This window comes from Aristophania sp. ESL1142 (assembly GCF_058107345.1).
This window is the reverse complement of sequence record NZ_JBYLUH010000001.1, coordinates 16,578-40,558: the sequence shown is the minus strand read 5'-3', so window position 1 is coordinate 40,558 and position 23,981 is coordinate 16,578. Positions and strand designations below refer to the sequence as shown.

Below are 23,981 nucleotides of genomic sequence, written 5' to 3'. Positions count from 1 at the left end.
TGTCCTATATGGCTATACGAACGCCAAATTCCATAACCCTTTCTGGTGGAATCCGGAAGAATTCGGTTGCTGGTGTGGCATTGTTTAAGAGGTAAAGGAATATCCACATCCGCCATAGTGACATTTTCGGTACTTGTGAACGGAAAACAAGATCATGCGAAGCAAAATATGAAGCCTGAATGGGGTCAAAATCCAGCCCATGTTCTGTTGAAAGCTGTGAAAGTGCCAGAGGAATGTTGGGCATTTCCATAAAGCCGTAATAAATAATCACTTCATAAATGTTAGCGGCTATTTCCTTAACCGTCAGACGTTGATTATCACTGACCTCTGGTTGGTCCAGAGTACGGACCGTGACGAAAATGATGTGTTCATGCATCATGCGGTTCAGACGCAGATTATGTAGAAGGGAATTAGGCACGATATCTGGATCTGCTGTCAGGAATACGGCCCAACCAGGGACACGGATCGTTCTCGATTGTGTCAATCTTGTCAGGAAGGAAGCCATGGGAACGGCATCTGTCAGGTAGCGCGCTTTGAGTAAAGAACGTCCACGCTTCCACGTTGTCATGATTAATGTGCAGATGAAAGCGATGGTAAGAGGTACCCATCCCCCTTCAGGAATTTTCAGGACATTGGCGGAGAAGAAGGTACCATCCATCAGGAAGAAGAAGCCGAACACGCATGTGACAAGCCAGGGTGCCCAGTTGAAAATACGCCTGAATACGACCATGGAGAGAACACTGGTGCAGAGGAATGTTCCTGTCACTGCAATTCCGTATGCGGCAGCAAGTGCGGCGGAAGAGCGGAAAGAAATCGTTAAGAGCAAGGCTCCAAAAGCCAGGATCCAGTTCAGGGAAGGAATATAGATCTGAGCTTCTTCATAGGGATTTGTATGAACAATCCGTGAACGTGGGAAATAGCCTAATTGTATTAATTGGCGAAAAAGCGAGAAGCTGCCTGAAATACCTGCCTGACTGGCAATAACAGTTGCCATGGTAGCGAGGATTAAAAGTGGAATCTGAAGCCAATGAGGGCCAAGGTGATAAAACGGATTAGCCAATGTGCGCGGGTCATGAATTAACAGGGCAGCCTGGCCAAAATAGTTCAGAGAAAGGGCCGGGAGCACGAAAAACAGCCATGCGTAACGGATAGGTGACCGTCCAAAATGGCCCATATCAGCATAAAGTGCTTCTGCCCCTGTGACGGACAGAACGACAGATCCTAAGGATAAAAAAGAAATAGCACCATGTGTAATGATAAATTGCAGCGCAAGTGTAGGGGAGAGAGCCAGAAGAATTTTAGGGTAGAGGATAATCCCTTTCACACCCAGGACAGCCAGAATACAGAACCAGACAAGCATGATTGGTCCGAAAGCCTGCCCGATGCGCCCGGTTCCCAGAGCCTGAGCAGCAAAAAGAGCGATCAATACAATGATAGCAATAGGAATAACAAAGTCTTCGGCCCCTGGTAGGGCAATTTCAATACCTTCGACAGCAGATAGGACTGAAATAGCAGGCGTAATGATACTGTCGCCAAAGAACAGACATGTGCCGGCAATGCCGATAAAACCGATAATCCAGCGCATACGTGGAGATTTGCAAACGCGTTGTGCCAGCGACATCAGGGCGATTATGCCACCTTCTCCATTATGGTCAGCCCGCATAACGAGAAGCACATATTTAATCGTTACGACCAGCATCAAAGCCCAGAAGGTAAGACTTGTAAGCCCCATGATCTCCCAACTCTGCGGGGGATGTGCGACTGAACCAACGTTATGCACCGATGTCTGTAAGGCATAGAGCGGGCTGGTACCAATATCGCCATAAACGACGCCCAGAACAGCCAGTAGTGCCCCGATCCCTTTTGGTTTTTCTCCATGATGTGAAGGGCTTTGCACCGGATGGGTGGTTGGCCGCCCAATGGAACTAGGATAGCTTGTATCGTAAGAAACAGGAGCAAAACTGTCTTTTTGTTCAGTCATAAAGGAAAATCCCGAGGCCTTTGGAAAAGCGTAAAAGCTGCCTTTAGATATGCATCCTCATTATTCACTAAGAGGATTTCTGACAAAATTGTTCTTATGACATGGCAGAAGAGGGGCTCAAAAAGCAAGCCCCCTTCCAGGATTAACGAATTCTATAGAGGGAAAAGAGTATGTCTTTCCCCAAAGATCGCGCTCCCGATGCGGATCATTGTTGCGCCCTCAGCAATTGCTTCTTCAAAGTCAGCGGACATCCCCATGGAAAGTGTTTTTACTCCATGCCGTCGGGCTAACTCTGCCAGGAGGCGGAAATGAGGGCGGGCAGGCTCATGGGCAGGAGGTATTGCCATAAGTCCTTTGATTGTTGGGCCGAATCTTTTAAGACAGCCCTCAATAAACAGATCCGCATCTTCTCGTGCGATACCAAATTTTTGTGGTTCATTACCTGTATTTACCTGAATTAATAAATCAGGGAGCTTTCCTAGTTTCTGTGCAGCCTTTTCAAGGGCATCAGCAAGTACAGGGCGGTCGAGTGTTTCGATCATGTCGGCAAGGCGGCAGGCTTCCAACGCTTTATTCGTCTGAAGGCCACCGATGATATGCAGCCGCAAGTCGGGCCATGCTTCTTTCAAGAGAGGGAATTTTGTTGCAGCTTCTTGTACCCTGTTTTCCCCAAAGATGCGCTGACCGGCTTTCAGAGCATCTTTAATGGAGTCTATAGGGTGGAATTTGCTAACTGCAACGAGTGCAACATCCTTTTCAGAACGTTGTGCCTGCGCACAAGCATGCTGAATCCGGCTGTGAATCTGCTTTAAATGATCAGAAATTTCATTTTTAGTCATAATGATGAGCATGACCTCATTGCACTTCAGACCACAAGATGCAATTTCGTCATTTATGAAAGAAAATGCATCATCACATCCATCCTCCTCCAGACGTTCTTCTCCAGGAAAGAAACGTAACATGCCACAGATCCAGGCAGATCCCGTAAGGGATATGGCCCTGGAAATTGTCCGTGGCGTTATGGAGCATCGTCGTATGCTTGAAACGACTCTGGACCGTAATATCGTGGCGGATGGTCGTGATCGTGCTGCGGCACACCGTCTGGCTGCGACGACGTTGCGTCATTGGGGCAGCATGAATGAGATGATCGCCCCTCTCTTGCGCAAGGAACCTCCAATGGCTGTGCGTTGTGCGCTGCTTTTGGGGGTTGCACAGCTTATTCACCTTGAGACCCCCCCTCATGCGGCTGTTGGCACGATTGTTGATCTATTGCATCGTTGTAAATTATCGCCCTTTTCTGGTCTGGCAAATGCAATATTGCGGCGTATTTCCCGTGAAGGGGTGGCCATGCAGGAGGGATTGGATCAGGAACGACTTGATGTTCCATCATGGCTCTGGAGCGCGTGGGGACGCCGGGCACGCGCTATTACAAAAGGATTTTATCAGGAAGCGCCATTGGATTTAACGCTTCGTCCTGGAGCGCCTGCACCTGAAGGGGGAGATATTTTGCCAGGAGGAACAGTACGTTTTCCTGTTGGAACAAAAATGATGGCCTTGCCGGGCTTTGAGGAAGGGACATTCTGGGCGCAGGATTTTGCAGCATCCTTTCCTGTCAAATTGATGGGGTCTCTCAAAGGGATAAAGGTTGCCGATCTCTGCGCGGCCCCAGGCGGCAAAACGGCGCAGCTTATTTGTGCGGGCGCTGAAGTGACAGCTCTGGAACGCGAGGAACCTCGCGCTAAAAGGTTACGGGAAAATCTCGACCGTTTGGGGCTGAAAGCGCGTTTAATCGTAAATGATGCCCTGACCTGGCGGCCCAAAGAACCTTTAGATGCCGTACTGCTTGATGCTCCTTGCTCTGCTACAGGCACGTTACGACGACATCCTGATGTTTTATGGGTGAAACGTCCCCGTGATGTAAAAGCATTGGCTGAGGGGCAGGATCAGTTTATTGAGGCTGCGTATGAAATGCTGAAGGAAGGGGGAATGCTGCTTTATGCTGTCTGCTCACTTCAGGATGAAGAAGGACCAGAGCGTATTGAAGCGGCCTTGCAGAAAGGGGGTTGGAAACTCTCGCCCTTCAGTGAAGAAGAGCTGGCCGATCTACCGGAAGCCCGTACCAGGGAAGGTTATTACCGCACGCATCCCGGTATGTGGGCCGATAAGGGTGGGATGGATGGGTTTTTCGCAGCCCGTCTGATTAAGGCAGGTTCGTAAAAAGTAATTAAAGGAATTTGTAATGGTCATGCTATGAGGTTTTTATTTCTGATTACATATATTCAGAGTAAGATAATTTTCTAAAAACCTCGTAGCAATCCAAAGACATAGATATTGATATTTTAAATTGCGTGAGTGATAATTCTTTGTATGGATATAATACCTAATAATTAAATAAAGAATATATTTATTACCTTTGTATAATTTTTGTAATTGTCTTGAGTCTTAAAGTAGATATATTCAAAGATACTACAATCAAGTATGATTCTTGATTGTAGTTATATATAAAAATAAATATGGAGAATGCTGTGAGTTCAATGGTTTTTTGCAGAGGCTGTGGAAAAGAAATACATGTCTCCGCAGAGGCATGCCCTTTTTGTGGTGCTGTTCAATTTGAAAAATCCAGAAATACAACTTCAGGAAGAAGAATTACGGCTGGGGTTCTGGCGTTATTTTTCGGTTCATTTGGAATCCATAAATTTTATTTAGGAAGACCAGGGATCGCGATATTATATATATTATTCTTCTGGACTTTTATTCCGAGTATTGTTTCTTTTATTGAGGGGATTATATACCTCTGTCAGTCTGATGAAGATTTTGCGCGCAAATATGGCTGAATGTAAGTCATTCAGCGTATAAGTATCGTTATCTATTTGCTTTGCCATGTTGCTAGTTTAGTGGGCCTGCTTAAGTCAGCAGGCCTTTTTGTTCTGATTTTATTTTACATCCATGGGGGTGTTGGAAGATTTTTTTCTCTCAGAAAAGCTGGGTTGAAAATTTTAGACTGATAGCGTGCACCGCCATCACTTAAAATCGTTACAATTCTATGACCTGGTCCCAGGCGTCGGGCGGTGCGAATGGCTGAAGCAACATTAATGCCTGAAGAGCCGCCAACAGATAGTCCTTCCTTCATTGTAAGAGAGAAAATCTGCTCAAGCGCTTCCGGGTCGCTAATACGTTCAGCATGGTCTGGTGCACTGCCTTCAAGATTGGCTGTAATGCGGGACTGGCCGATCCCTTCAGTAATAGAGGAGCCTTCAATGCTGAGGTCATTTTTTGTCACCCACCCGTAAAGACCAGAGCCTTCTGGGTCAGCCAGCACGATCTCGGGGGCTTTGGTGTTGTTTCTTTTTGCCAGGTCACGCAATCCAAGGGCAATTCCTGCCAGTGTTCCTCCTGTGCCACATGAACATGTAAAAGCGTCAATTTGGCCGCCCATCTGTGCCCAGATTTCCGGTGCGGTACTCTGACGGTGACCTTCACGGTTGGCAGTATTATCAAACTGATTCGCCCAGAAAGCGCCTGTTTCTTCAGCCAGACGCCGGGAAACATGAACATAATTACCCGGGTCTTTATAGGGTTTAGCTGGAACGAGCCTGAGGTCAGCGCCAATCATGCGGAGAAAATCCAGTTTTTCACGGCTTTGTGTTTCTGGCACGATGATCGTCGCCTTACACCCCATGGCGTGAGCCACCAGGGTAAGGCCGATCCCGGTATTTCCGGCTGTGCCTTCAACAACAGTCCCTCCTTTGTTCAGAACCCCACGAGCAAAGGCATCTTGTAATATCGCGAGTGCTGCACGATCTTTAACGGAACCGCCGGGGTTCATGAACTCAGCCTTGGCGTAAATCTCGCATCCTGTTTGCTCTGATGCTTCACGGAGTAAAATCAAGGGTGTATTACCAATGGCTTGAAGCATGGAAGCCGCGGGGGCTGCGTGATCTACTTTATAGACAGACTGTGTCTGAAAAGAATTTTTCATGGCGAGATATACCCCTGATAGAAAAGCGTAGTACAATTATAGGATTGTAACGCATGAGGACAAAGATGAAAAATTTAACGGCGAAAGAAGCATGGGATTTTTTAGAAGACCATAAAAATGCCATTTTGATTGATGTTCGTACCCCTTCTGAATGGGCCTCTGTCGGATTTCCCGATATTTCATCAATGGGTCGTGAGGCGCTTCGCCTGACATGGGTGCCAGACCAGGAAGATGCTTTTGGGCAAGCACTTTTAAAAGCTGTACCCCAGAAAGAGCTTCCGGTCATGTTTATGTGCCGTTCCGGGCAGCGCTCTTCATTTGCTGCTGATGTGGCTCTTCTGCTTGGCTATAAGGACATTCTCAATGTTCAGGATGGTTTTGAAGACAGACATGGCCCCGGTACAGGATGGCGCGCAAGCGGTCTGCCTTTTATTCTGATTCCTATGTCTGAAAAGCCAAAAGCGGAATAATTTTACATTCCGCTGTCTGGTTCCTGTTCTGCATCATAATTAATGGCAAGGACTACAAGCCAGGGGTATCGGGTGTCGTAGCTTGTACCATCACTTGCACTGATGCGGCCCTGAGCATCAGTCGGGACGTGAGTCAGTGAGACGCTATCATCGACATTGCCTCCGACAATGCTGATTTCGTGGCCGAAAGGTTCTGCATTCTGGTTGGTTGATACGACGATGCCGCAATGAGCAGGGAAGCCATAAGATGTCGGAAGCATGGCAAAATTAAGCGTGCTGCTTCTTCCTCTTCCAACGCAGATCAGGTCACCAAGCTGGGGGGCATAATCGGCAGGATTGCGTGCTGACAGCCCGGCATTCTGTCCACTGGCGGCAATATTGATATAAGTGGCATGGTTAGGGGAATAAGGAAAACGGTCATTGGCGCCTGCAATCCGCATGACATATGAGATAAAGGCGGCAGACCACGCATAGTTACCATCATGGATCATGGAAAAACGCGTCCCATCACCATCTGTCCTGCCAGTCCAGCGTGATTCAGTTTCATAAGGGTCCTGACCGATCCACCAATATTCTCCAACGCGTTGCCACAATCCTGGAAGACGTTCGGGCTTCATGGCAGGACTGGTGGGTTCTGGGCGGTCATGGGGGTCTTCATCTGCAATGGGAGACCCGAAAAGACGCCATTCCCGCAGGGCAATTGCTGCAACATCCTGACGGTTAAAAGGCGTAAAATTACGTGTGGCAAAATCAGGTACATGCGTATTATAGCCCCAGCCTGTCGTCGTGCCATCTGCATATTGTCCCATAGGACCACTAGCAGGTAACTTATGGGAGGAAGCGCACCCCGCAAGAAGCAACATTAAGCCAGTACAGGCGAGGATTTCAGGCTTGATGGCACAGATTGAGACCATGTTCCATACTCCAGAAAACTTTTAAAAACCTTATTGTCAGATGAAGCAGAGCAAGCAAGCTATACCTCTACTGAGGGTATCATAGCATGGAATTAAAAAAGCGATAATCCCTGTGATGTGATCCTGATGCGTGGGAAATTGCTTGACGAATATTTCTTCCTTTTGATTACTTTTTTAATTAAGATTAAAGTATCTGGAAAGTTACGGGGGAAATATAATGAAATTATACACAAAACCCGGAGCCTGCTCTACGGCATGTCACATTGTTTTATGCTGGAGCAGATGTAAATTTGATTTTGAAATTCTGGATCAGAAAGCTCTGAAAAGCCCCGAATTTCTGAAATTAAATCCTATGGGACAGATCCCTGTATTGGTTGATGGGCAATTTGTCCTGACCGAAAATGTTGCCATTATGCATTATATTTCCGATCTGTTCCCGGAATCTGAATTATTAGGTGACGGGAGTAAACAGAATAGGGCGACAGCTTTGCGTTGGCTTTCATTCGTTAATTCCGATATTCATCCTGCTTTTGCGATGATTTTTGGAGGAGGACGAATCAGCACTGATCAGAAAATCATTGAGGCACTGGATCAGGGGGGGCGTAAGCGATTATTATCACTTTATGAAATTATTGACCGGCAGCTTGATGGGCATGAATGGATCGCAGGCTTCCGCAGCGCGGCAGATGCCTATTTATTCATGACATTAAATTGGGCGAAAAGAGTAAAGCTAGATCTTTCTGGCTATAAGAATAGCAGTCGCTTTTTTGCAAAAATGCAAAAAGATGAAGGTGTTATCGCCGCTTTCAAGGCTGAAGGTCTTGGCTCTTTATAATGGGGTAGAGAGTAATCTGAAGTTATTGTTCTGATCTATCTAGGGAGAGGAAACAGTCAGGTTTGGGAAAGACCTTGGAGTGTTTCCCCCCAATAGTAGGAATGTTTTGAAATTACCTTGCAGGTGGTGCCATAAAGCCTGGGCCGATTGGATGAGGCGTGTGGCGTCTGAGGATGGAGTCAACCTCTTTTTTGTCTTCTTCACTGAGGTTCCAGCCAAAAACGTCTTTTATGCCTTCAATCTGTTCTGGCTTGCGGGCACCCCATAAGGCGATGGTCGGTCCTTGATCCAGGACCCAGCGTATGGCGAAGATCATGGGAGATTTTCCATGTTTGGCTGCAAGTTTTTTAATCTCTTCTACAGCAGCCAGATAGTGAGGGAAATGCGCTTTCTGAAATTTTGGGTCGCTTGATCTGAGGTCAGAGTGCGGGAACGTCTTATCTTCAGTCATTTTCCCTGTAAGCAGGCCACGGCAGAGTGGGCCATAAGCCAGCATGAGCATTTTATGTTTTTTGGCGTAAGGGAGAATGTCCTTGCCGGCATCCTGCTCAAAAATATTGTAAGGTGATTGTATGGTCGCAAGAGGTGCAACCTGACGAAAAATTTCCATCTGCTCTGGGGAATAATTACTGACCCCTAATGCACCGATCTTTCCCTCTTTGTGAAGTTTCTCAAGTTCTCGTGCTGACTCATCAATAGATGTTTTAGGGTCAGGCCAATGGATTTGCTCAAGGTCAATCCGTTCGACTTTTAAGCGCCGAAGGGAGTCTTCAACTTCTTTTCTGATTCGAGCAGGGCGGGAATCACGAAAGACTTTTTCCTCTTTCCAGTTCAGTCCGAGTTTGGTGGCAATATAGGCTTTATGAGGCTTTTCAGACAACGCACGTCCGACGATTTCTTCAGAATGGCCAAAGCCGTAAACAGGTGCTGTATCAATGAGCGTAACACCCTCATCCAGCGCTTTGTGGATCGTACGCACGGCATTATCATCATCTGGTCCACCCCACATCCAGCCGCCAATAGCCCAGGTGCCTAAAGCAACACGGCTGACAGGGTGCTCAAGGCCGGGAATATGGACGTTATTCTGACTCATAAGTTCTTACCTTTCATGAAGTTATAGTCTGTGAGATAGGATCTCACAGGAAAGAATGAACAGTTATACCGATAATAAAATATTAATTATTTACGGAGTGCTCATTGAGAAAGAGTTTTTACAGAATACATATTTTTATATTCAATATCATTAATTATAAAAAATAAACGGATTTTCGTAAAATATATGCGCATCATAATTTGACATTTGCTTCCCGGAAGTTTTTATATTGTGATCATAATGAATATAAGGCTGCTAAATGGTTGAGGCCGCGATCAAGGAGTTGGTGCAGTTCTGGGGAAAAGCACGTCCTGATGAACAGTCTGGTTCTGTTATGCACCCACTTCTGGCGCATATGCTTGATGTTGCGGCTGTCGCAATGGAACTTCCCCTTGGGAAGACATGCGGTCTTGATCTCCGTCTGGTTGGTTTCCTTGTAGCGTTGCATGATATTGGTAAATTATCCCCTGCTTTTCAGGGGAAAGTGCCTGAATGTTGTCCTTCTTTTTTGTCTTCTGAGACGACTGTTTCAGCAGATCATACAGTCGTTACATTACAGATACTGACTGAGTGGTTTGATGGTGAAAAGAAAGTCATGGAACCGCTTCTGGAAAATATTATCAGTGAAGCGGGCCTAAAAAAATTCAGAATTTTGAAACGGTTACAGGATATTTTAAGAGGTATTGCTGGTCATCATGGAAAGCCAATAGAGGACCAATATAGAGGGATACTTGAACAGGAAACGCTAAAACGTGCCGAAGAGTTGTCGGCTGTCTTGTTCGATGTATTTCAACCCCCTCCTTTTCCGAAATCTGTTTTGGATCATATTAGGGAAATAGAGTGGAAACTCACGGCTTTGACCATTCAGGCTGATTGGGTAGGATCACGTCAGGAATGGTTCCCTTATGCAGCGCCAGAAACGCTCTGTAATCCCGGAGATTATTTTGAGAAAATTGCAGTTCCACAGGCAAAACTGGCTGTAGAAAAAGCGGGACTGGCAACATTATCTGTTGCAGCGTTTAAGGGGATCAAAAATCTTTTTCCGCTTATCGATGAACCTTCCCCGCTGCAAAGTTTGCTTGAGAGCACGACTTTGCCTGATGGGCCTGCTCTGGTCATTATTGAAGATATGACAGGAAGTGGTAAGACAGAAGCTGCTTTGACAGTAGCACATCGTTTGATGGAAAAAACGGCTCAGAATAACGGAACATCGGGGTTGTTTGTCGGGTTGCCTACTATGGCGACGGCCAATGCGATGTATGAGCGTCTTAGTAAAGCCTATCAAAAGCTCTTTACGGGGCAATTTCATCCTTCCTTAGCCCTAGCTCATGGTCGAGCTGATTTATATGAACATTTTTGTGCAGCACTTATGCCTGAAGAGAGAGATATTACCATTTCTGATGATACGGCTGAGTTTTATTGCACGGCATGGTTAGGCAATGAATCCCGCCGGGCGCTTATGGCGCAGGTGGGGGTGGGGACAATTGATCAGGCTTTGTTATCTGTATTGCCCGTGCGTCATACAGCCATTCGACAGGCCGGCCTTGCTCATAAGGTCCTTCTTATTGATGAATGCCATGCCTTTGATTCTTATATGAATGAAGAAATTTATGCCTTATTACGTTTTCATGCCGCTTTAGGGGGATCAGCGATTTTGCTGTCTGCGACCTTGACGAAAGCGATGAGAGAAAAGCTGGTTAATGAGTTTCGGATTGGTTTAGGGGAAGCTCAGCCTCTTTATCTGGAAAATGAGGCTTATCCCCTCGTTACGATTGCAGGTTCGTCTTTCAAAGCAGAAATTCCGTGTGAATTACGTCGCGGGCTAGCTAGGACAATAAAGGCGACACGCCTCAACACGTCACAAGAAGCGGAGACGATCCTGCTGGATGGTTTCCAAAAGGGGGCTGCATGTTGCTGGATACGTAATACAGTTGATGATGTTATTACGACGGCCCGTGCGCTTTCTGAAAATGGAAAGGATGTTACAGTCTTTCATGCACGTTTTGCGATGATTGACCGATTGAATATTGAGAAGAAAGTGATTGAGCATTTTGGTAAAGAGAGCAAAGGTGTTGAACGTGCCGGTTTATTGATTGCCTCTCAGGTCATTGAGCAAAGCCTTGATTTGGATTTTGACGTATTATGCACGGATTTAGCCCCAATGGATCTGATTTTACAAAGAGCGGGGCGTTTGCGGCGTCATGAGCGTGAGTCACGCCCGGTTGACAAGGCCGAGCTATTTATTTTGTCGCCTGACCCAGTTGCTGAGCCGGATGCCCGGTGGATTAAGTCTTTTCTCCCTGGAACAGCGGCAGTTTATGGGGATCCTTCATTATTATGGCGGACAGCGAGAGCATTGTTCAGGCGGGGGAAAATTATTTTACCCGATGATATGCGACCTTTGATTGAGGAGGCTGCTGACGGAATGTCCAGCGGTGCCGTTCCTGCGGCTCTAGAATATGACACGAACAATAAAGAAGGGGATAATCTGGCAGCAGCGCGGCAAGGTAGGCAAAATGTCATGCGTTTTGAAAATGGTTATGATCGTGGGAAAGCTCTCTGGGCCCCAGAAGAAAAAACACCTACGCGTTTGGAAACCAGCCGTTACGTTACGGTCAGATTAGCTTATGAGAAAAAAGGGCGTGTTTTCCCTTGGGCCGTAAAAAAAGGAGAAGCATTTTCATCTTTCAGAGAGAAGCGAAAAGCATGGTCCTTATCTGAAATTGCTGTCAGGCGAAATCGTCTTGAAAAGATTATGGTTCCACCGTCTTTGAAAGAGGCAGTAAAGAAGGCGCGGTCTGACTGGTCGAAGTGGGAACGTGATGATGAAGAAAATTATCTGTTACTTGTTATGGAACCGGGAGAAAAAGACTGGCATGCAGAAGGGATTGGTAAAAAAGACCGCAAAGTCTCTATAAAATATAGTGAAATATTTGGACTAGAAATTGATGAAATTATGGATGGTTAATTTAATGTAAAGATTTTAGTAAAATTTTATTGAAGAATGTTATAATATTATTTTTGAGATATTCATGTTTTAAATAATCTGTTTACTTTATTGGATTTTTTATGAACGGCACCGACTATTTTAATCTCATCCATGATTCCTGGCTTCCTGTCCGTCGTCTTTCGGGATTGTGCCAAAGAATTAGGCCGGCGCAAATTGTGGAACAAATTGATTCTGATCCAGTTATTTCGTTTGACTGGCCGCGTCCAGATTTTCAAATAGCCTGTCATGAATTTATGATCGGATTACTGGCGACGGCTTTTCCGCCAGCGACGACTGATGAATGGGAGAAATGCTGGGATCATCCGCCGAGTGTAAAAGAACTGGCTGATGCGTTTGGGCGCGTGAGTGAAGCTTTTTATCTTAATCGACCCCAAAAGTGTTTTTTACAGGATTTTTCGGAGCTTGATTCCTCTATAGAGCCGATTGAGCGGCTCTTAATTGAATCGCCGGGGGAGAGCACAGTCGAAGAGAATAAGGACCTTTTTATTCATAGAGAACGTATGAAAGACTTATCTTTACCAGACGCGGCAATGGCTCTTTATACGCTTCAATCATGGGCTCCAAGTGGAGGAGCAGGAAATATGACGGGCATAAGGGGAGGAGGGCCTATGGTGACGCTGGTTCTGCCCTGTCGGCCGGATCCTGATCGCCCTGATAAAATATTGCCTGAGACATTATGGGACAGACTTTGGGCGAATACGCCCTGTGGTCGCGCGATTGAGGAAAAGGATTTGCCAAAAATATTTCCCTGGTTGGCTCCGACAATTATATCAGGGAAACAGGGGCGGAAAGTTGGTCCAGAAGATCCAGTCATTGATAAGCGACATTGCTGGTGGGGTATGCCAAGGCGTATAAGATTATGCTTTACACGAGGTGGAAATGAAGTTCGGGTAACAGGGTGGAAACAGCGTCCTTATGGGATGGATTATACAGGTTGGATAGGTGAACCTCTATATGAGGCTGAGGGAGATGGTGTTATGGTTATCCATCCTCTAACGCCACGATATTGGAAAAAACCGGAATCAGAGTGGCGTGCTCGTCACCCAAAGCCTGAGGGTGTTCATTACAAACACTGGGCAGGTTTAGTCGCTATGGGAGAAAATGGAAACTGTCTTCCGGCAGATAATGTGTCTGTCTGGCGTAATAAACGTGCTGTTCGTACGGGTTTATCGCCAAAGCAAAGTCTGAATGTAAGGCTTCTCGCAGCTGGCTACGCTGTGGATAAGGCGAAAGTGCATAATTTTCTGGAAAGTGAAATGCCTTTGCCTGGAGCGGGTGACCTGACGTTTCAGCAACAATGTGATGATTGGGCGGGCAGGGCCATTAAAGCCTCTAATATGGTGCTCAAAACCCTGAAAAATGTAATTACTGATGCGACCCCTAATAAAAAAGATACTTCATATGACGCGACATTTTATGAACTAATTGAACGAAGATTTACTGAATTTACTGAAAATGACTTCTTCAGACTGTTTATTTCAGAAAAAGAAAGTCAGGAAAGATCAAAGGGCTGGCTGGATTCCATAAAAAAAGCCGCCCTTGGAATTTTTGACTCGATCGTTCCCTTAACATCTGAAACGAATTTGGAACGAGCGGCTAAAATTGTTTTGGCTAGGAGGCGTCTTGGGGCGATGGTCAGTTGCAGAGGGAAAAAAGAAGGCAAGAAACTGGCAGAATGCCTTGGTCTTCCGGTCAATATTCGTTCATAAATCATATGAGGCAGGAATAACATGTCCAGTAAGCCTGATAAAAATTGGCGTATAGAGGTTATCAAGGATTGGTGGCAGAAAATGCAACCAGATGACACTTATAAGCAAAGATTGTCAGACCGTGCGTCTTTGGCGCGATTGCGGCGCTGCAGATCCATAGACAATACTTTGACAGAGCCGGCAGCCGTGGCGCTCGCCCGACGTTGCAAGATCGATAATGATAATGATTTAATGCGGATTGGCCTTGTTGCGTCTGTACTTTCCCACGTTCGGTATGACGCAGGGGAAATTTCGAATGCGCGTACTATAGGCCCTAGCACGCAAGATGATGAATCTTCAGCCAAGTGCAAGACTGCCCGTTTCAGGCGCTTATTGGCAAAGGAAGATGTTGAAGAATGTCAGGTGGCTTTCCGTAGGCTGGTCGCTTTGATGGGTTGTACGGCGAATGTGAGCGATCTGGCAGAATCCCTTATGGATTGGCCGATTTTTTTTGGGCAGGAAGAACGCTCAAAGAGGCGCCGGGTCAGATGGGTTTATGATTATTGGAATATAGGGGCGTCTGGAGAAGGGTGAAAACACACTCTTCATTGTCTGAAAGTTAATTATCAGCGTAAATTTCACATAAGGAATTCTTTTCATGAGCCGTTTTCTTCAGTTACATTTTCTGACTTTTTATCCTCCTTCAAATGTTAATCGCGATGATACAGGAGCGCCGAAGACGGCGACTGTAGGAGGTTTTCCTCGTCTGCGCATTTCATCTCAGGCTTTGAAAAGGGCATGGAGGACATCCCCACAGTTTAAAAAAGCTTTTGATGGGCATATGGGGCAGAGAACGCAGCGATTGGCTGAGGAAATTTTTAAACATCTCTGCAGTAAAGATGTGAATGAAAAAACCGCGACTGATATTGCTGGCAAGATTACAGAGGTATTTGGAAAGATCAAAGAAAAGGACGGCGTCCTTCTTACAGAGCAGATGGTTTTTATATCGCCTGATGAACGTAACAAAACTTTTTCTTTGGCAGAGAGAATGGCTGCGGGAGAAAAATTTACATTAATGAAAAAGGAAAATGGAAAAAGGAAACCCACAAAGGAAGCGGAATCTCTTTTGTTGTCCGAAGCTGATACGGCAGTGGATATTGCTTTATTTGGTCGAATGCTGGCCAATAGTCCTGCAAAAAATCGCGAGGCAGCAGCACAGGTTGCCCATGCGATTACAACACATCGTGTTATTGTCGAAGATGATTATTACACTGCGATTGATGACCTTAAAACGGCAGAAACGGATAGTGGTGCCAGTTTTATTAGTGAAGCAGGTTTTGGGTCTGGTGTATTTTACCTCTATTTCTGCATTAATCTTGACCTGTTTAAACAAAATCTTGGCCCTAAAGCTGATGAGAAACTCATAAATATTGCTTTGGCGGCTTTGATAGAGGCAGCAGCGAAAGTAACCCCTTCAGGAAAACAGAATAGTTTTGCTGCGCATGCTCGTGCCGGATATATGTTGGCAGAGAAGGGGGATGACCAACCGCGCACACTTGCAGGGGCTTTTGCCAAACCTGTAACAGGTCAGGATTTGATGCAGAGTTCAATAAAAGCTCTTGCAAGTTTTAGGGATGATTTAGACGCTGTTTACGGCGTTTCTTCCGGTCATGAAAGCTATGAAGTTGCTTTGGGAAAATCTGACGGGCACAGTCTGGAAAAACTTATAGAATTCTGTCAGTTATAAAGGCTCATGTTATGGAAAAATTCCTGACATTTGCCCTTGTCGCCCCTATGGCATCATTTGGAGATATTGCTGTAGGGGGGCGTCGTGATGGTTTCACACGTCCTGCGCGCTCTGCTGTTTTGGGGCTTATTGCTGGTTGCCTTGGCCTAACGCGCGAGAAAGAAGAGAAGCATCAGACCCTTTCAAATTCTTGTGGGGTTGCTCTTTTGTGCCAGGCTCCGGGTGCCTTGCTGATTGATTTCCATACAGCACAAATGGCGCCGGGGACAAAGAAAAGGACATATGCAACACGGGCTGAGGAACTTTCGACCGATCCACAGGATATTGCGACGGTTCTCTCCCGTCGTGAATATCGGATGGGGAGTTGGCACTTAGGGGCGATATGGTTACGTGATGATACGGGGCCATGGACGTTGGAAAATGTGCAGAGCGCGATGAGGCAGCCTGTTTTTACGCCTTATCTCGGGCGGAAATCATGCCCACTTGGTTTACCTCTTGCACCAGAGATTATTGAAGCAGATTCAGTAACGGCAGCATTGTCAGAACGCCAGAAAAACGGAAGAGAAGCAGAACTTTCCATAGGATACGCACGAAGGAAGGAAAAAGAGAAAACTGGATGTGGGATAACAAAGCCAGCTGCTCTTTATCGTGATCAGCATATTCGTGAAACGGGCTATCGATCTGACGGAGGGGGAGAGGTTTTGGTCGTTATGGATGCTGCAGATATAGAAATGCAAGGAGGAGAGTGGGTGGCGAGGCACCGGATCATGCGCCGTGACCAGCCTTTATCTCGTCGGAATTGGGAGTTTGGTTTGCGGGAAGAAGCTGTCTTGAGCATGCCGCAGCAGGGAGGACAGCTATGAGTAGCCTTTTCCTTTCACGTATTTCTATAAGCCACCAGCCATCGGTCCAGACGATTACGAAGCTTTTGCAACAAATGCGGGAAGCCCCCGGGAAATCCAAAAGGGATGGGAAAGCGAATGCACAGAATGTCGTGATGTCCCATTCCCTGATCTGGTCTTTATTTAGTGATGATCCAGCACGTCAACGTGACTTTCTGTGGCGTGATATAGGGAGTGGCTCATATATTACGCTATCGGAACGATTACCGGATAATAAACATGACCTCTTTGAGGTGGAGACAAAATCTTTTGATCCACGACTGAGTATAGGTGATAAATTACAGTTCCAGCTCTATGTGAATGCGACAGTTTCAAGAAAGGGCCCTTCTTCTTCGCAGAATATTCGAACAAGAGGGAAACGTTACGATATTGTTATGGATGCATTACATAAAATCGACAAATCAGAGCGTGCAAAAAAAAGGGAAGATTTGGCGAAGGATACTGCATTGTCGTGGCTCTCCAAGCAAGGTGAAAATGCAGGTTTTACGTTAACTGACAATTTCATGGTTGAATCTTGCGATGTCTTACGCCTTCCGAGGCAATGGAGTGTTGACCCGGCGACTTTTGGAGTGATGGATCTGACGGGTGTCCTGCAGGTAACGGAACCCGACGCATTTCTAAAAAAGCTGAAAGAAGGGTTTGGTAGGGCAAAAGCTTTTGGATGTGGTCTGATGCTCATTCGTCGCGCCTCATAGACCATGTCTGACAAGCTCACGGGTTTGCCACCGCCACGGCCTATCCCTCTGAAAGAACGTTCCTCTATTCTGTTTGTAGAAAAAGGCCAGCTTGATGTGCTGGATGGGGCGTTTGTATTGGTTGATAAAAACGGCACGCGAATGCATATACCCATTGGCGGGCTGGCCTGTTTAATGTTGGAGCCTGGTACAAGAGTCAGTCATAAAGCTGTATGGCTTGCCGCAAAAGCCGGTACATTACTGATCTGGGTTGGTGAAGCAGGGGTAAGGCTTTATGCTGCCGGTCAGCCGGGGGGAGCGCGTGCTGACAGGCTTCTTTTTCAGGCAAGACTGGCTCTGGATGATACGGCCCGTCTGAAAATTGTCCGTAAAATGTATGCTCTTCGCTTTGAAGAGGAAGCACCTGATAAGCGTTCGGTCGATCAGTTAAGAGGTATTGAGGGAAGTCGGGTTAGGAAGACGTACAGCCTTTTGGCCAATCAATATGGTGTTGAGTGGGATGGAAGGAATTATAACCCTCATGATTGGGATGTGTCTGATGTGGTCAATCGTTGCCTTTCAGCAGCCACTTCATCACTTTATGGTATTACAGAAGCGGCTATCCTGGCTGCAGGATATGCACCAGCGATAGGGTTTCTTCATACAGGGAAACCTCAGAGCTTTGTTTATGATATTGCTGATATCGTCAAGTTTGAAACGGTTGTGCCTGAAGCCTTTCGTGTTGCGGCAGCAGTACAAAAGAATAAACCTCTTGATGGTATGGTGATTTCTGATCCTGTCAGTACGACTAGAAGACGTTGTAGAGATGCTTTTCGACGTACATCGATTTTAAATCGGCTTATTCCGCTGATTGCTGAGATTCTGGCAGCGGGTGAGCTTGCCATGCCCGAAGCCAATGAAGAGGCAATGCCAATTGCTTTTGAAGATCCAGAAGGGTTAGGCGATGTTGGTCATCGTGGTTGAAAATGCTCCACCGCGTTTAAGGGGGCGATTAGCAGTCTGGTTGCTGGAGGTCAGAGCTGGCGTTTATATCGGTTCTTATGGGCGAAAAGTCAGAGGAATGATCTGGCAGCAGGTTTGTTCAGCCATTGAGGGGGGCAATGCCGTCATTGCCTGGTCTGCTCCCAATGATGCTGGTTTTGAATTTGATACATGCGGTGCAAATCGCCGGGTTTCTGTTGATTTTGATGATTTGAAACTGGTTGCTTTTGGCCCTGAGGCTGCTTTACCTGCGACGGTGCTTCTCCCAACATCTTGATTTCTTAGATAAAATAAGCGTTCTTTAAGCGCAATTGACAATCATTCTCAATAAAATTATGAGAGACTCTCTTAATCTTCATATCTGAGAGAGTCGAAAAATGTCTTTCCCTTGTGTTGCAGGGCGTTTTTTCTCGGTTTTTATCATGGCTGGTAGCACTATGGCAGGATGTGGTTTTGCTCATGCAAAGGGAGTGCTCCCTCTTATGTTAAAAAAATCTTCTCTGCCTGAGCAGAAAGAGGATGAAAAGAAGACTAAGGAGGAAGTCATCATCGTCACGGCAACGGGGGTTTCCCGTGCATCATCAGCGACAAAAACACACACGCCTATTATTGAATCTCCTCAGACAATTTCTATTGTAAACCGGAAGGAAATAGAACTTCGAGCAGCACCTACAATCGCGGATGCACTAGCCTATACGGCCGGGGTGCAGGCAGAGCCACAGGGGATCGACAGCCGTGTTGATGAGGTATCTGTGCGTGGTTTCGGGGCAGGGGGATTTTCGTCCAATAATAATTTTATCGATGGATTACGCCTTCCTTCTGGTGGACAATGGACACGCACTTCCTTTGACCCGGCAGCTCTTGAACAGATCGAGGTTCTGAAAGGGCCATCCGGTGCGCTCTATGGGCAGACAGCCCCTGGCGGCGTGGTTAATCTTGTAACGAAAAGACCTACCAAAAAAAGTGAGGGGGAGTTTTTCCTTCAGGGAACAGGTTTTACAAATCTTGCCAATTGGCAGGGACAAGCTCTGGGAGATATTTCCGGACCTTTGAATAAAGACAAGACTCTTCTGGGACGTGTCGTCGCTATGGTGAAACATGGCGATACCCAGCTGAAAGATGTGTCTCTTAGTCGCTATTATTTTTCCCCTAGTGTGACATGGCGTTATGGATGGCAATCAAGCTGGACACTTCTGGCTCAATATCAACGCGATCAGGGGGGATCAACCTTCCAGTTTCTGCCTGCAACAGGCACACTTTATCCGTCTCATGGGCATCATATTGCCAATAATGAATTTATTGGTGAACCGAAATGGAATCGCTATGACCGCAATCAGGCTTTGATAGGGTCTTTTCTTGAGCATCGTTTTAACCGTTTTCTAACATTACGGAATAATACACGTTATACATATATCGATACGCTTTATAAGGCGACCGTCTTGTCTGGTGATACATTAACGAGCTGTCCACCGTCTCTGGCAGGGTGCATTCCCGGAGCGACGGTAAGACGGAGAGCAGTCGAGGGGCGTGGGAAATCACAGGGGATTGCTACTGATACGCAGCTTGAAGGACATTTAAAAACGTCTGTAGTGCGTCATCTGATATTGGTAGGGACAGATTATTTCTACACAAACTGGAATCATTCCCGTGATACGGTGAAGGGCTCGCTTGTTGCGCCTATAAATATATTTGATCCTGTTTCCGGTGGATCTTCAGGTTTTGGCGCCAATCTGAGCCCACAGGTTTATACCGCAACAGTCAGCCAACAGAATGGTCTTTATTTTCAGGACCAGATCAAGGTTGAGCGCCTGCGTGTGACAATAGGGGGGCGGCAGGATTGGGCGCGTGATAATACAAGAAATGTGCTCACCAATAATAGCTACAAGATTAACTCGAATAAGTTTACCTGGCGGGCTGGTGCTGTTTATCTTCTTCCTTATGGAATGGCACCCTATTTCAGTTATGCTCAGTCTTTTCAGCCGCAGGTATCTGATCCCTCATTGTCACGTACCGGGCAGCCTTTCAAGCCTACAACGGGAGAGCAATATGAAGCCGGGTTGCGTTATCAATATGGAAAGTCAATTTATGTGACATTTGGTGCCTATGAGATTACGCAGAAAAATATGACAACCCCTGACGGTGATGCCATTTGCGGGACATCATCCTGTCTTGTGCAGACAGGGCAGGGGCGTGTTAGAGGATTAGAGCTTGAGGGGCGTGCAAATCTGCCTTGGGATATGGCCCTGATTTTTACAGGAACGAGGAGCGATGCGCGCATCACGAAGACAAACCAGATCGGTCAAAAGGGCAATTATCTGCCTCAGGCCCCTAAATGGATGGCTTCTATTTTTATAGATCAGCGCATTCATTATGGCATGCTTAAAGGTTTGGGTCTTGGAGGTGGGGTCCGTTATACAGGTGATAGCTATAGCGATACCGCCAATAAGCTCTCTATTCCTGATTATGTCCTGTTCGATACGTTTTTACGCTATGACTTTGGGGAGTCCTCCCCCCGTTATAAGGGACTTAATCTTTCATTAAACGTCCGAAATATTGCCAATAAGCGTTTTGTCGCAACTTGTACTGCTGTAGCAGCCTGTTATTATGGACAGGGACGCAGTATGACAGCACGTCTTGAATATCGTTGGTGAATAAGAAAATGAGGTTATTCATCATAGCAAATATTGCGTGTCTGATGGGGTGCTTATTAATTTATCTGACCTCCTATCATCAATATATCCTGAAAAAACCTCTCTCTAAAAGGCCGGTTTTCTGTAGCGCGTTTTGTTGCTTCTGTGCGTCCTATCTTTGCCTGACGCAGGATTATAGTTATGGAACATCGGCTTTTATACTGGTTATGATGATGATGATCTTATGGTCAATAGGGCCTATTGGGGTCGCTTTCTGGAAAAATCACGGTAAAAAATCATGAAAAAAGCGACTAGAGATTTTCAATGGCTGTCCAAATTAATGGCCGCCATTTTTCTGGGCTCCCCCCTGATTATAGGCTTTATGGGGATCATCGGTCTGTTAGGACATAGTAAGGGAAGACCGGGTGACCTTCTGGATCAATATTTGATGTGGTCAGGTGTTTTACTTTGGATCTTTTCTTTTTCTACATGCTTTTTATGGAGTACCGCATGGAGAGCCTGGTTCTTCTACGTAATCGCTAATATGGCCACATGGAGTGGTTTCATCGGGGTGAAATTATGGCTTTCATGAAAATCACTTTACCCAGAATATCAAAGGACGTGGTTCAATTATACCGCTCTGTTCATTCCTGGGTCGGAATTATTAGCGGGTTATTCCTTTTTGTCGCTTTTTATGCGGGGGCCATCACGATGTTTGAGCGCCCACTGCAAAATAGTCTTTCTTTTCCTATGAATATAAAGCCTTCTGTTCCTCTGGAGCAGGTAGATGATTTACTCACCAAAACCTTTTCTGCATTTCCGGAGGCCCAGAAAAATTACTCCCTTGTTTTAAGCGATACGCCTGAGAAAAAAATATTACTGCGCTGGCCAGGAGAGGGAGGTCATTTTCATAATTCCGGTACAGTAACGATATCCACATTGGATCGTGAAGGAAGAGTAGAGGTAACAAAAGAGAGTTTATCCCAGACTGCTCTTTTTATTGATGTTCTCCACCGTCAGGTCGGCCTTCCATTACCACATAAAGCAGCAAAGATGTTTATGGGGATTATTGCCCTGCTTTATGCTGTGGCTCTGGTTTCGGCAGTTATCATTTATCTGCCAGCTTTGATGAAAACGCTTTTTGCTGTACGTTTCATCGGGAATGCTCGTAAAAAATGGCTGGATTTTCATAATGTTCTGGGTTTTTTCTCACTTCCTTTTCATGTGATTATGGCCGTTACATCGGTTGTATTCGCCTTTCATGGAGAGATTTTCTCGATAGAACATGCTTTATTTGCGCCGTCATCTTCTGATGTACGTCATCAGAAGGTGGCTGATATTGGTGGGTTTCATAATTCTGACATTCCACTAGGGAGCCTGGCGCTTATTCAAAATTTAAAAAGTCAGGCGCCGGCTTTCAGACCAATAGGCCTGAATTATAGTCAGAAACATCATCATTTAGCTTTGAACGTCACGGGATATGACCCGCATTATAGTCACCGTGCTCCTGAAGGAAGTATCATTCCAGTAAATCCCTATAACGGGAAAATTATCTCTCATGACTATCTGCCGGGCTATCAATCAGCCGGTTATGCCGTACTGACAAGCTTTTTTGCACTTCATTTTGGCAGTTATGGAGGTATTTTTGTCAGATTAGGGTACGTAATTCTTGGTTTGGGAGGAGCTTTTTTATTTTATACAGGTAATTATCTCTGGATTGAGACGCGCCGTAAACAAGCCAGATGTTCAGATCGTGGGCAGGAGCGTTGGGATATTTGCTTCCTTGAGAAATTAAATTCCAGCTGGGTTTTTGGGACAATTTCTGGAATATCAGTTTTGTTTATTTTGTCGTTACTGACGTCCTATAGCCAAAATTATAATATTTTATATGGCGTTTATTATGGCGTTTTAATTGTATTTTTCCTTATAGGATGGATGTGTCATTACCCATCTGCTCATTATGTTCATAAGAAAGCAGCTTTAATCATAAGTGCTGCTTTGCCCGTATGCATAATGGTCCGTATTTTTCTTGATGCGTTTGGGAAGGTTTTATAAAAATTGTTCTAAAGGCACGGAAGAGATTTTTTTTGCCTATTTTATAAGCAATAATTTGGTAGATTTCTTGACAGGAATTTTCCTATTGAATAACAATAACTTCCAACAAGAGTGTTCCCCGCACACGCGGGGATGAACCGTTCAGCGCCTTTGGGTAGTTCTTCTGATTTTTGTGTTCCCCGCACACGCGGGGATGAACCGGCCGCTCTGAAATGTCACGTCCAAGTTCCGTCGTGTTCCCCGCACACGCGGGGATGAACCGATACTCATAGGGTAGCCCGAACTAGATATATTGTGTTCCCCGCACACGCGGGGATGAACCGGTGGCCCGCTGGATTGAATCCCGCACCGTAAGGTGTTCCCCGCACACGCGGGGATGAACCGGTCGTCGGAGAAATTCTGCCTTCAATCCGCAAGTGTTCCCCGCACACGCGGGGATGAACCGGATAGTGACCCCGCTGATCTTGGCACGCTCTCGTGTTCCCCGCACACGCGGGGATGAACCGTTCTGGTCAATGATTCAGCGAAAGGACAAAATGTGTTCCCCGCACACGCGGGGATGAACCGCAATCCTGAATGGGCAGGGTGGATTTTTGCTCGTGTTCCCCGCACACGCGGGGATGAACCGAGCCTCACGGCGGAATTCAGCAAAGGCATCAGGTGTTCCCCGCACACGCGGGGATGAACCGTTCTCAATTTGTGAGAGGAGGGCTTCATGTCTGTGTTCCCCGCACACGCGGGGATGAACCGGACGTTCCGAAATTCTTGAGTTCTCGTCCTGCGTGTTCCCCGCACACGCGGGGATGAACCGACGGCCTGATCGCTGATAGAAGCAAAGTCAAAGTGTTCCCCGCACACGCAGGGATGAACCGGGCACTGGCCCTGAAATTATCACCATGCTCACGTGTTCCCCGCACACGCGGGGATGAACCGGGGCAAAATACGATCATTCAAAAATAATTGATGTGTTCCCCGCACACGCGGGGATGAACCGGCGGTCA

The 23,981-nt window shown here is 46.2% G+C and carries 20 protein-coding genes and 1 CRISPR repeat array (1 of these 21 only partly in view); of the genes, 15 read left to right on the top strand and 5 right to left on the bottom strand.

The features are described 5' to 3' along the window. Nucleotides 1-4: 4 nt before the first annotated feature. Nucleotides 5-1,981, bottom strand: a complete 1,977-nt coding sequence (locus AC3B6P_RS00170; RefSeq protein ID WP_489804146.1) for a potassium transporter Kup — start codon at nt 1,979-1,981, stop codon at nt 5-7. A gap of 152 nt (nt 1,982-2,133) precedes the next feature. Beyond that, nucleotides 2,134-2,820 carry a YggS family pyridoxal phosphate-dependent enzyme gene (locus AC3B6P_RS00165; protein ID WP_489805502.1) on the bottom strand — a complete coding sequence of 229 codons (687 nt, stop codon included), beginning with the start codon at nt 2,818-2,820 and terminating at the stop codon, nt 2,134-2,136. 121 nt (nt 2,821-2,941) lie between these two features. Between AC3B6P_RS00165 and AC3B6P_RS00160 the strand changes: the two genes are divergently transcribed. Further along, on the top strand, nt 2,942-4,198 hold the full coding sequence (locus tag AC3B6P_RS00160) for an RsmB/NOP family class I SAM-dependent RNA methyltransferase (RefSeq protein ID WP_489804145.1): 1,257 nt from the start codon (nt 2,942-2,944) through the stop codon (nt 4,196-4,198). A gap of 317 nt (nt 4,199-4,515) precedes the next feature. Next, a complete protein-coding gene (locus AC3B6P_RS00155) occupies nt 4,516-4,815 on the top strand; it encodes a TM2 domain-containing protein (RefSeq protein WP_489805501.1) in 300 nt (99 codons plus the stop codon). Nucleotides 4,816-4,919: 104 nt separating this feature from the next. Here AC3B6P_RS00155 and AC3B6P_RS00150 read toward each other — a convergent pair whose 3' ends face one another. Further along, nucleotides 4,920-5,897: a cysteine synthase A gene (locus tag AC3B6P_RS00150; protein WP_489805500.1), complete on the bottom strand. Its 978-nt coding sequence runs from the start codon at nt 5,895-5,897 to the stop codon at nt 4,920-4,922. A gap of 128 nt (nt 5,898-6,025) precedes the next feature. On the opposite strand from AC3B6P_RS00150, the gene AC3B6P_RS00145 reads away from it, so the two are divergent. Continuing rightward, complete coding sequence (locus tag AC3B6P_RS00145; protein WP_489804144.1) at nt 6,026-6,430, top strand: rhodanese-like domain-containing protein; 405 nt, start codon at nt 6,026-6,028, stop codon at nt 6,428-6,430. 2 nt (nt 6,431-6,432) lie between these two features. On the opposite strand, the gene AC3B6P_RS00140 is transcribed toward AC3B6P_RS00145, so the two are convergent. After that, on the bottom strand, nt 6,433-7,344 hold the full coding sequence (locus AC3B6P_RS00140; protein WP_489804143.1) for a DUF2272 domain-containing protein: 912 nt from the start codon (nt 7,342-7,344) through the stop codon (nt 6,433-6,435). A gap of 217 nt (nt 7,345-7,561) precedes the next feature. Here AC3B6P_RS00140 and AC3B6P_RS00135 point away from each other — a divergent pair, with 217 nt between their 5' ends. After that, nucleotides 7,562-8,179 carry a glutathione S-transferase family protein gene (locus AC3B6P_RS00135; RefSeq protein WP_489804142.1) on the top strand — a complete coding sequence of 206 codons (618 nt, stop codon included), beginning with the start codon at nt 7,562-7,564 and terminating at the stop codon, nt 8,177-8,179. Between the two features lie 112 nt (nt 8,180-8,291). On the opposite strand, the gene AC3B6P_RS00130 is transcribed toward AC3B6P_RS00135, so the two are convergent. Then, nucleotides 8,292-9,272 carry an aldo/keto reductase gene (locus AC3B6P_RS00130; RefSeq protein WP_489804141.1) on the bottom strand — a complete coding sequence of 327 codons (981 nt, stop codon included), beginning with the start codon at nt 9,270-9,272 and terminating at the stop codon, nt 8,292-8,294. Between the two features lie 259 nt (nt 9,273-9,531). Between AC3B6P_RS00130 and cas3 the strand changes: the two genes are divergently transcribed. The 11 genes from cas3 (at nt 9,532) to AC3B6P_RS00075 (ending at nt 22,980) form a co-directional block, all read left to right on the top strand. After that, entirely contained in the window at nt 9,532-12,240 is a 2,709-nt protein-coding gene (gene cas3 / locus AC3B6P_RS00125) for a CRISPR-associated helicase Cas3' (RefSeq protein ID WP_489804140.1), read from the top strand. Nucleotides 12,241-12,341: 101 nt separating this feature from the next. After that, nucleotides 12,342-13,991, top strand: coding sequence for a type I-E CRISPR-associated protein Cse1/CasA (gene casA, locus AC3B6P_RS00120; protein WP_489804139.1), 1,650 nt, complete (start codon nt 12,342-12,344; stop codon nt 13,989-13,991). Between the two features lie 21 nt (nt 13,992-14,012). Beyond that, nucleotides 14,013-14,564 (top strand): type I-E CRISPR-associated protein Cse2/CasB, encoded by a 552-nt coding sequence (casB, locus tag AC3B6P_RS00115; RefSeq protein ID WP_489804138.1) that lies wholly within the window; start codon nt 14,013-14,015, stop codon nt 14,562-14,564. A 64-nt stretch (nt 14,565-14,628) separates the two neighbouring features. Continuing rightward, the gene (cas7e, locus tag AC3B6P_RS00110) at nt 14,629-15,717 is read left to right on the top strand and encodes a type I-E CRISPR-associated protein Cas7/Cse4/CasC (RefSeq protein ID WP_489804137.1); all 1,089 of its coding nucleotides are present in this window, start codon (nt 14,629-14,631) and stop codon (nt 15,715-15,717) included. Between the two features lie 11 nt (nt 15,718-15,728). Further along, a complete protein-coding gene (cas5e, locus tag AC3B6P_RS00105) occupies nt 15,729-16,580 on the top strand; it encodes a type I-E CRISPR-associated protein Cas5/CasD (RefSeq protein WP_489804136.1) in 852 nt (283 codons plus the stop codon). Continuing rightward, nucleotides 16,577-17,314, top strand: a complete 738-nt coding sequence (gene cas6e / locus AC3B6P_RS00100) for a type I-E CRISPR-associated protein Cas6/Cse3/CasE (RefSeq protein ID WP_489804135.1) — start codon at nt 16,577-16,579, stop codon at nt 17,312-17,314. Before cas5e ends, cas6e begins: the two co-directional genes overlap by 4 nt. Before the next feature lie 3 nt (nt 17,315-17,317). Beyond that, a complete protein-coding gene (gene cas1e / locus AC3B6P_RS00095; protein WP_489804134.1) occupies nt 17,318-18,277 on the top strand; it encodes a type I-E CRISPR-associated endonuclease Cas1e in 960 nt (319 codons plus the stop codon). Further along, the gene (gene cas2e, locus AC3B6P_RS00090) at nt 18,258-18,572 is read left to right on the top strand and encodes a type I-E CRISPR-associated endoribonuclease Cas2e (protein WP_489804133.1); all 315 of its coding nucleotides are present in this window, start codon (nt 18,258-18,260) and stop codon (nt 18,570-18,572) included. The genes cas1e and cas2e overlap by 20 nt, the downstream gene beginning before the upstream one ends. A gap of 100 nt (nt 18,573-18,672) precedes the next feature. Further along, nucleotides 18,673-20,946: a TonB-dependent siderophore receptor gene (locus tag AC3B6P_RS00085; RefSeq protein WP_489804132.1), complete on the top strand. Its 2,274-nt coding sequence runs from the start codon at nt 18,673-18,675 to the stop codon at nt 20,944-20,946. Between the two features lie 277 nt (nt 20,947-21,223). Next, nucleotides 21,224-21,517 (top strand): hypothetical protein, encoded by a 294-nt coding sequence (locus AC3B6P_RS00080; protein ID WP_489804131.1) that lies wholly within the window; start codon nt 21,224-21,226, stop codon nt 21,515-21,517. Continuing rightward, a complete protein-coding gene (locus AC3B6P_RS00075; RefSeq protein WP_489804130.1) occupies nt 21,505-22,980 on the top strand; it encodes a PepSY-associated TM helix domain-containing protein in 1,476 nt (491 codons plus the stop codon). The genes AC3B6P_RS00080 and AC3B6P_RS00075 overlap by 13 nt, the downstream gene beginning before the upstream one ends. A 111-nt stretch (nt 22,981-23,091) precedes the next feature. Continuing rightward, nucleotides 23,092-23,981: direct repeats of the CRISPR family, unit length 29 nt; unit sequence GTGTTCCCCGCACACGCGGGGATGAACCG (it continues 237 nt past the right edge of the window).

What these genes read in the sequence shown, in the direction of transcription:
- AC3B6P_RS00170 (WP_489804146.1), bottom strand. Translation starts at nt 1,981, where the DNA reads ATGACTGAACAAAAAGACAGTTTTGCTCCTGTTTCTTACGATACAAGC.
- AC3B6P_RS00165 (WP_489805502.1), bottom strand. Translation starts at nt 2,820, where the DNA reads ATGACTAAAAATGAAATTTCTGATCATTTAAAGCAGATTCACAGCCGG.
- AC3B6P_RS00160 (WP_489804145.1), top strand. Translation starts at nt 2,942, where the DNA reads ATGCCACAGATCCAGGCAGATCCCGTAAGGGATATGGCCCTGGAAATT.
- AC3B6P_RS00155 (WP_489805501.1), top strand. Translation starts at nt 4,516, where the DNA reads ATGGTTTTTTGCAGAGGCTGTGGAAAAGAAATACATGTCTCCGCAGAG.
- AC3B6P_RS00150 (WP_489805500.1), bottom strand. Translation starts at nt 5,897, where the DNA reads ATGCTTCAAGCCATTGGTAATACACCCTTGATTTTACTCCGTGAAGCA.
- AC3B6P_RS00145 (WP_489804144.1), top strand. Translation starts at nt 6,026, where the DNA reads ATGAAAAATTTAACGGCGAAAGAAGCATGGGATTTTTTAGAAGACCAT.
- AC3B6P_RS00140 (WP_489804143.1), bottom strand. Translation starts at nt 7,344, where the DNA reads ATGGTCTCAATCTGTGCCATCAAGCCTGAAATCCTCGCCTGTACTGGC.
- AC3B6P_RS00135 (WP_489804142.1), top strand. Translation starts at nt 7,562, where the DNA reads ATGAAATTATACACAAAACCCGGAGCCTGCTCTACGGCATGTCACATT.
- AC3B6P_RS00130 (WP_489804141.1), bottom strand. Translation starts at nt 9,272, where the DNA reads ATGAGTCAGAATAACGTCCATATTCCCGGCCTTGAGCACCCTGTCAGC.
- cas3 (WP_489804140.1), top strand. Translation starts at nt 9,532, where the DNA reads ATGGTTGAGGCCGCGATCAAGGAGTTGGTGCAGTTCTGGGGAAAAGCA.
- casA (WP_489804139.1), top strand. Translation starts at nt 12,342, where the DNA reads ATGAACGGCACCGACTATTTTAATCTCATCCATGATTCCTGGCTTCCT.
- casB (WP_489804138.1), top strand. Translation starts at nt 14,013, where the DNA reads ATGTCCAGTAAGCCTGATAAAAATTGGCGTATAGAGGTTATCAAGGAT.
- cas7e (WP_489804137.1), top strand. Translation starts at nt 14,629, where the DNA reads ATGAGCCGTTTTCTTCAGTTACATTTTCTGACTTTTTATCCTCCTTCA.
- cas5e (WP_489804136.1), top strand. Translation starts at nt 15,729, where the DNA reads ATGGAAAAATTCCTGACATTTGCCCTTGTCGCCCCTATGGCATCATTT.
- cas6e (WP_489804135.1), top strand. Translation starts at nt 16,577, where the DNA reads ATGAGTAGCCTTTTCCTTTCACGTATTTCTATAAGCCACCAGCCATCG.
- cas1e (WP_489804134.1), top strand. Translation starts at nt 17,318, where the DNA reads ATGTCTGACAAGCTCACGGGTTTGCCACCGCCACGGCCTATCCCTCTG.
- cas2e (WP_489804133.1), top strand. Translation starts at nt 18,258, where the DNA reads ATGTTGGTCATCGTGGTTGAAAATGCTCCACCGCGTTTAAGGGGGCGA.
- AC3B6P_RS00085 (WP_489804132.1), top strand. Translation starts at nt 18,673, where the DNA reads ATGTCTTTCCCTTGTGTTGCAGGGCGTTTTTTCTCGGTTTTTATCATG.
- AC3B6P_RS00080 (WP_489804131.1), top strand. Translation starts at nt 21,224, where the DNA reads ATGAAAAAAGCGACTAGAGATTTTCAATGGCTGTCCAAATTAATGGCC.
- AC3B6P_RS00075 (WP_489804130.1), top strand. Translation starts at nt 21,505, where the DNA reads ATGGCTTTCATGAAAATCACTTTACCCAGAATATCAAAGGACGTGGTT.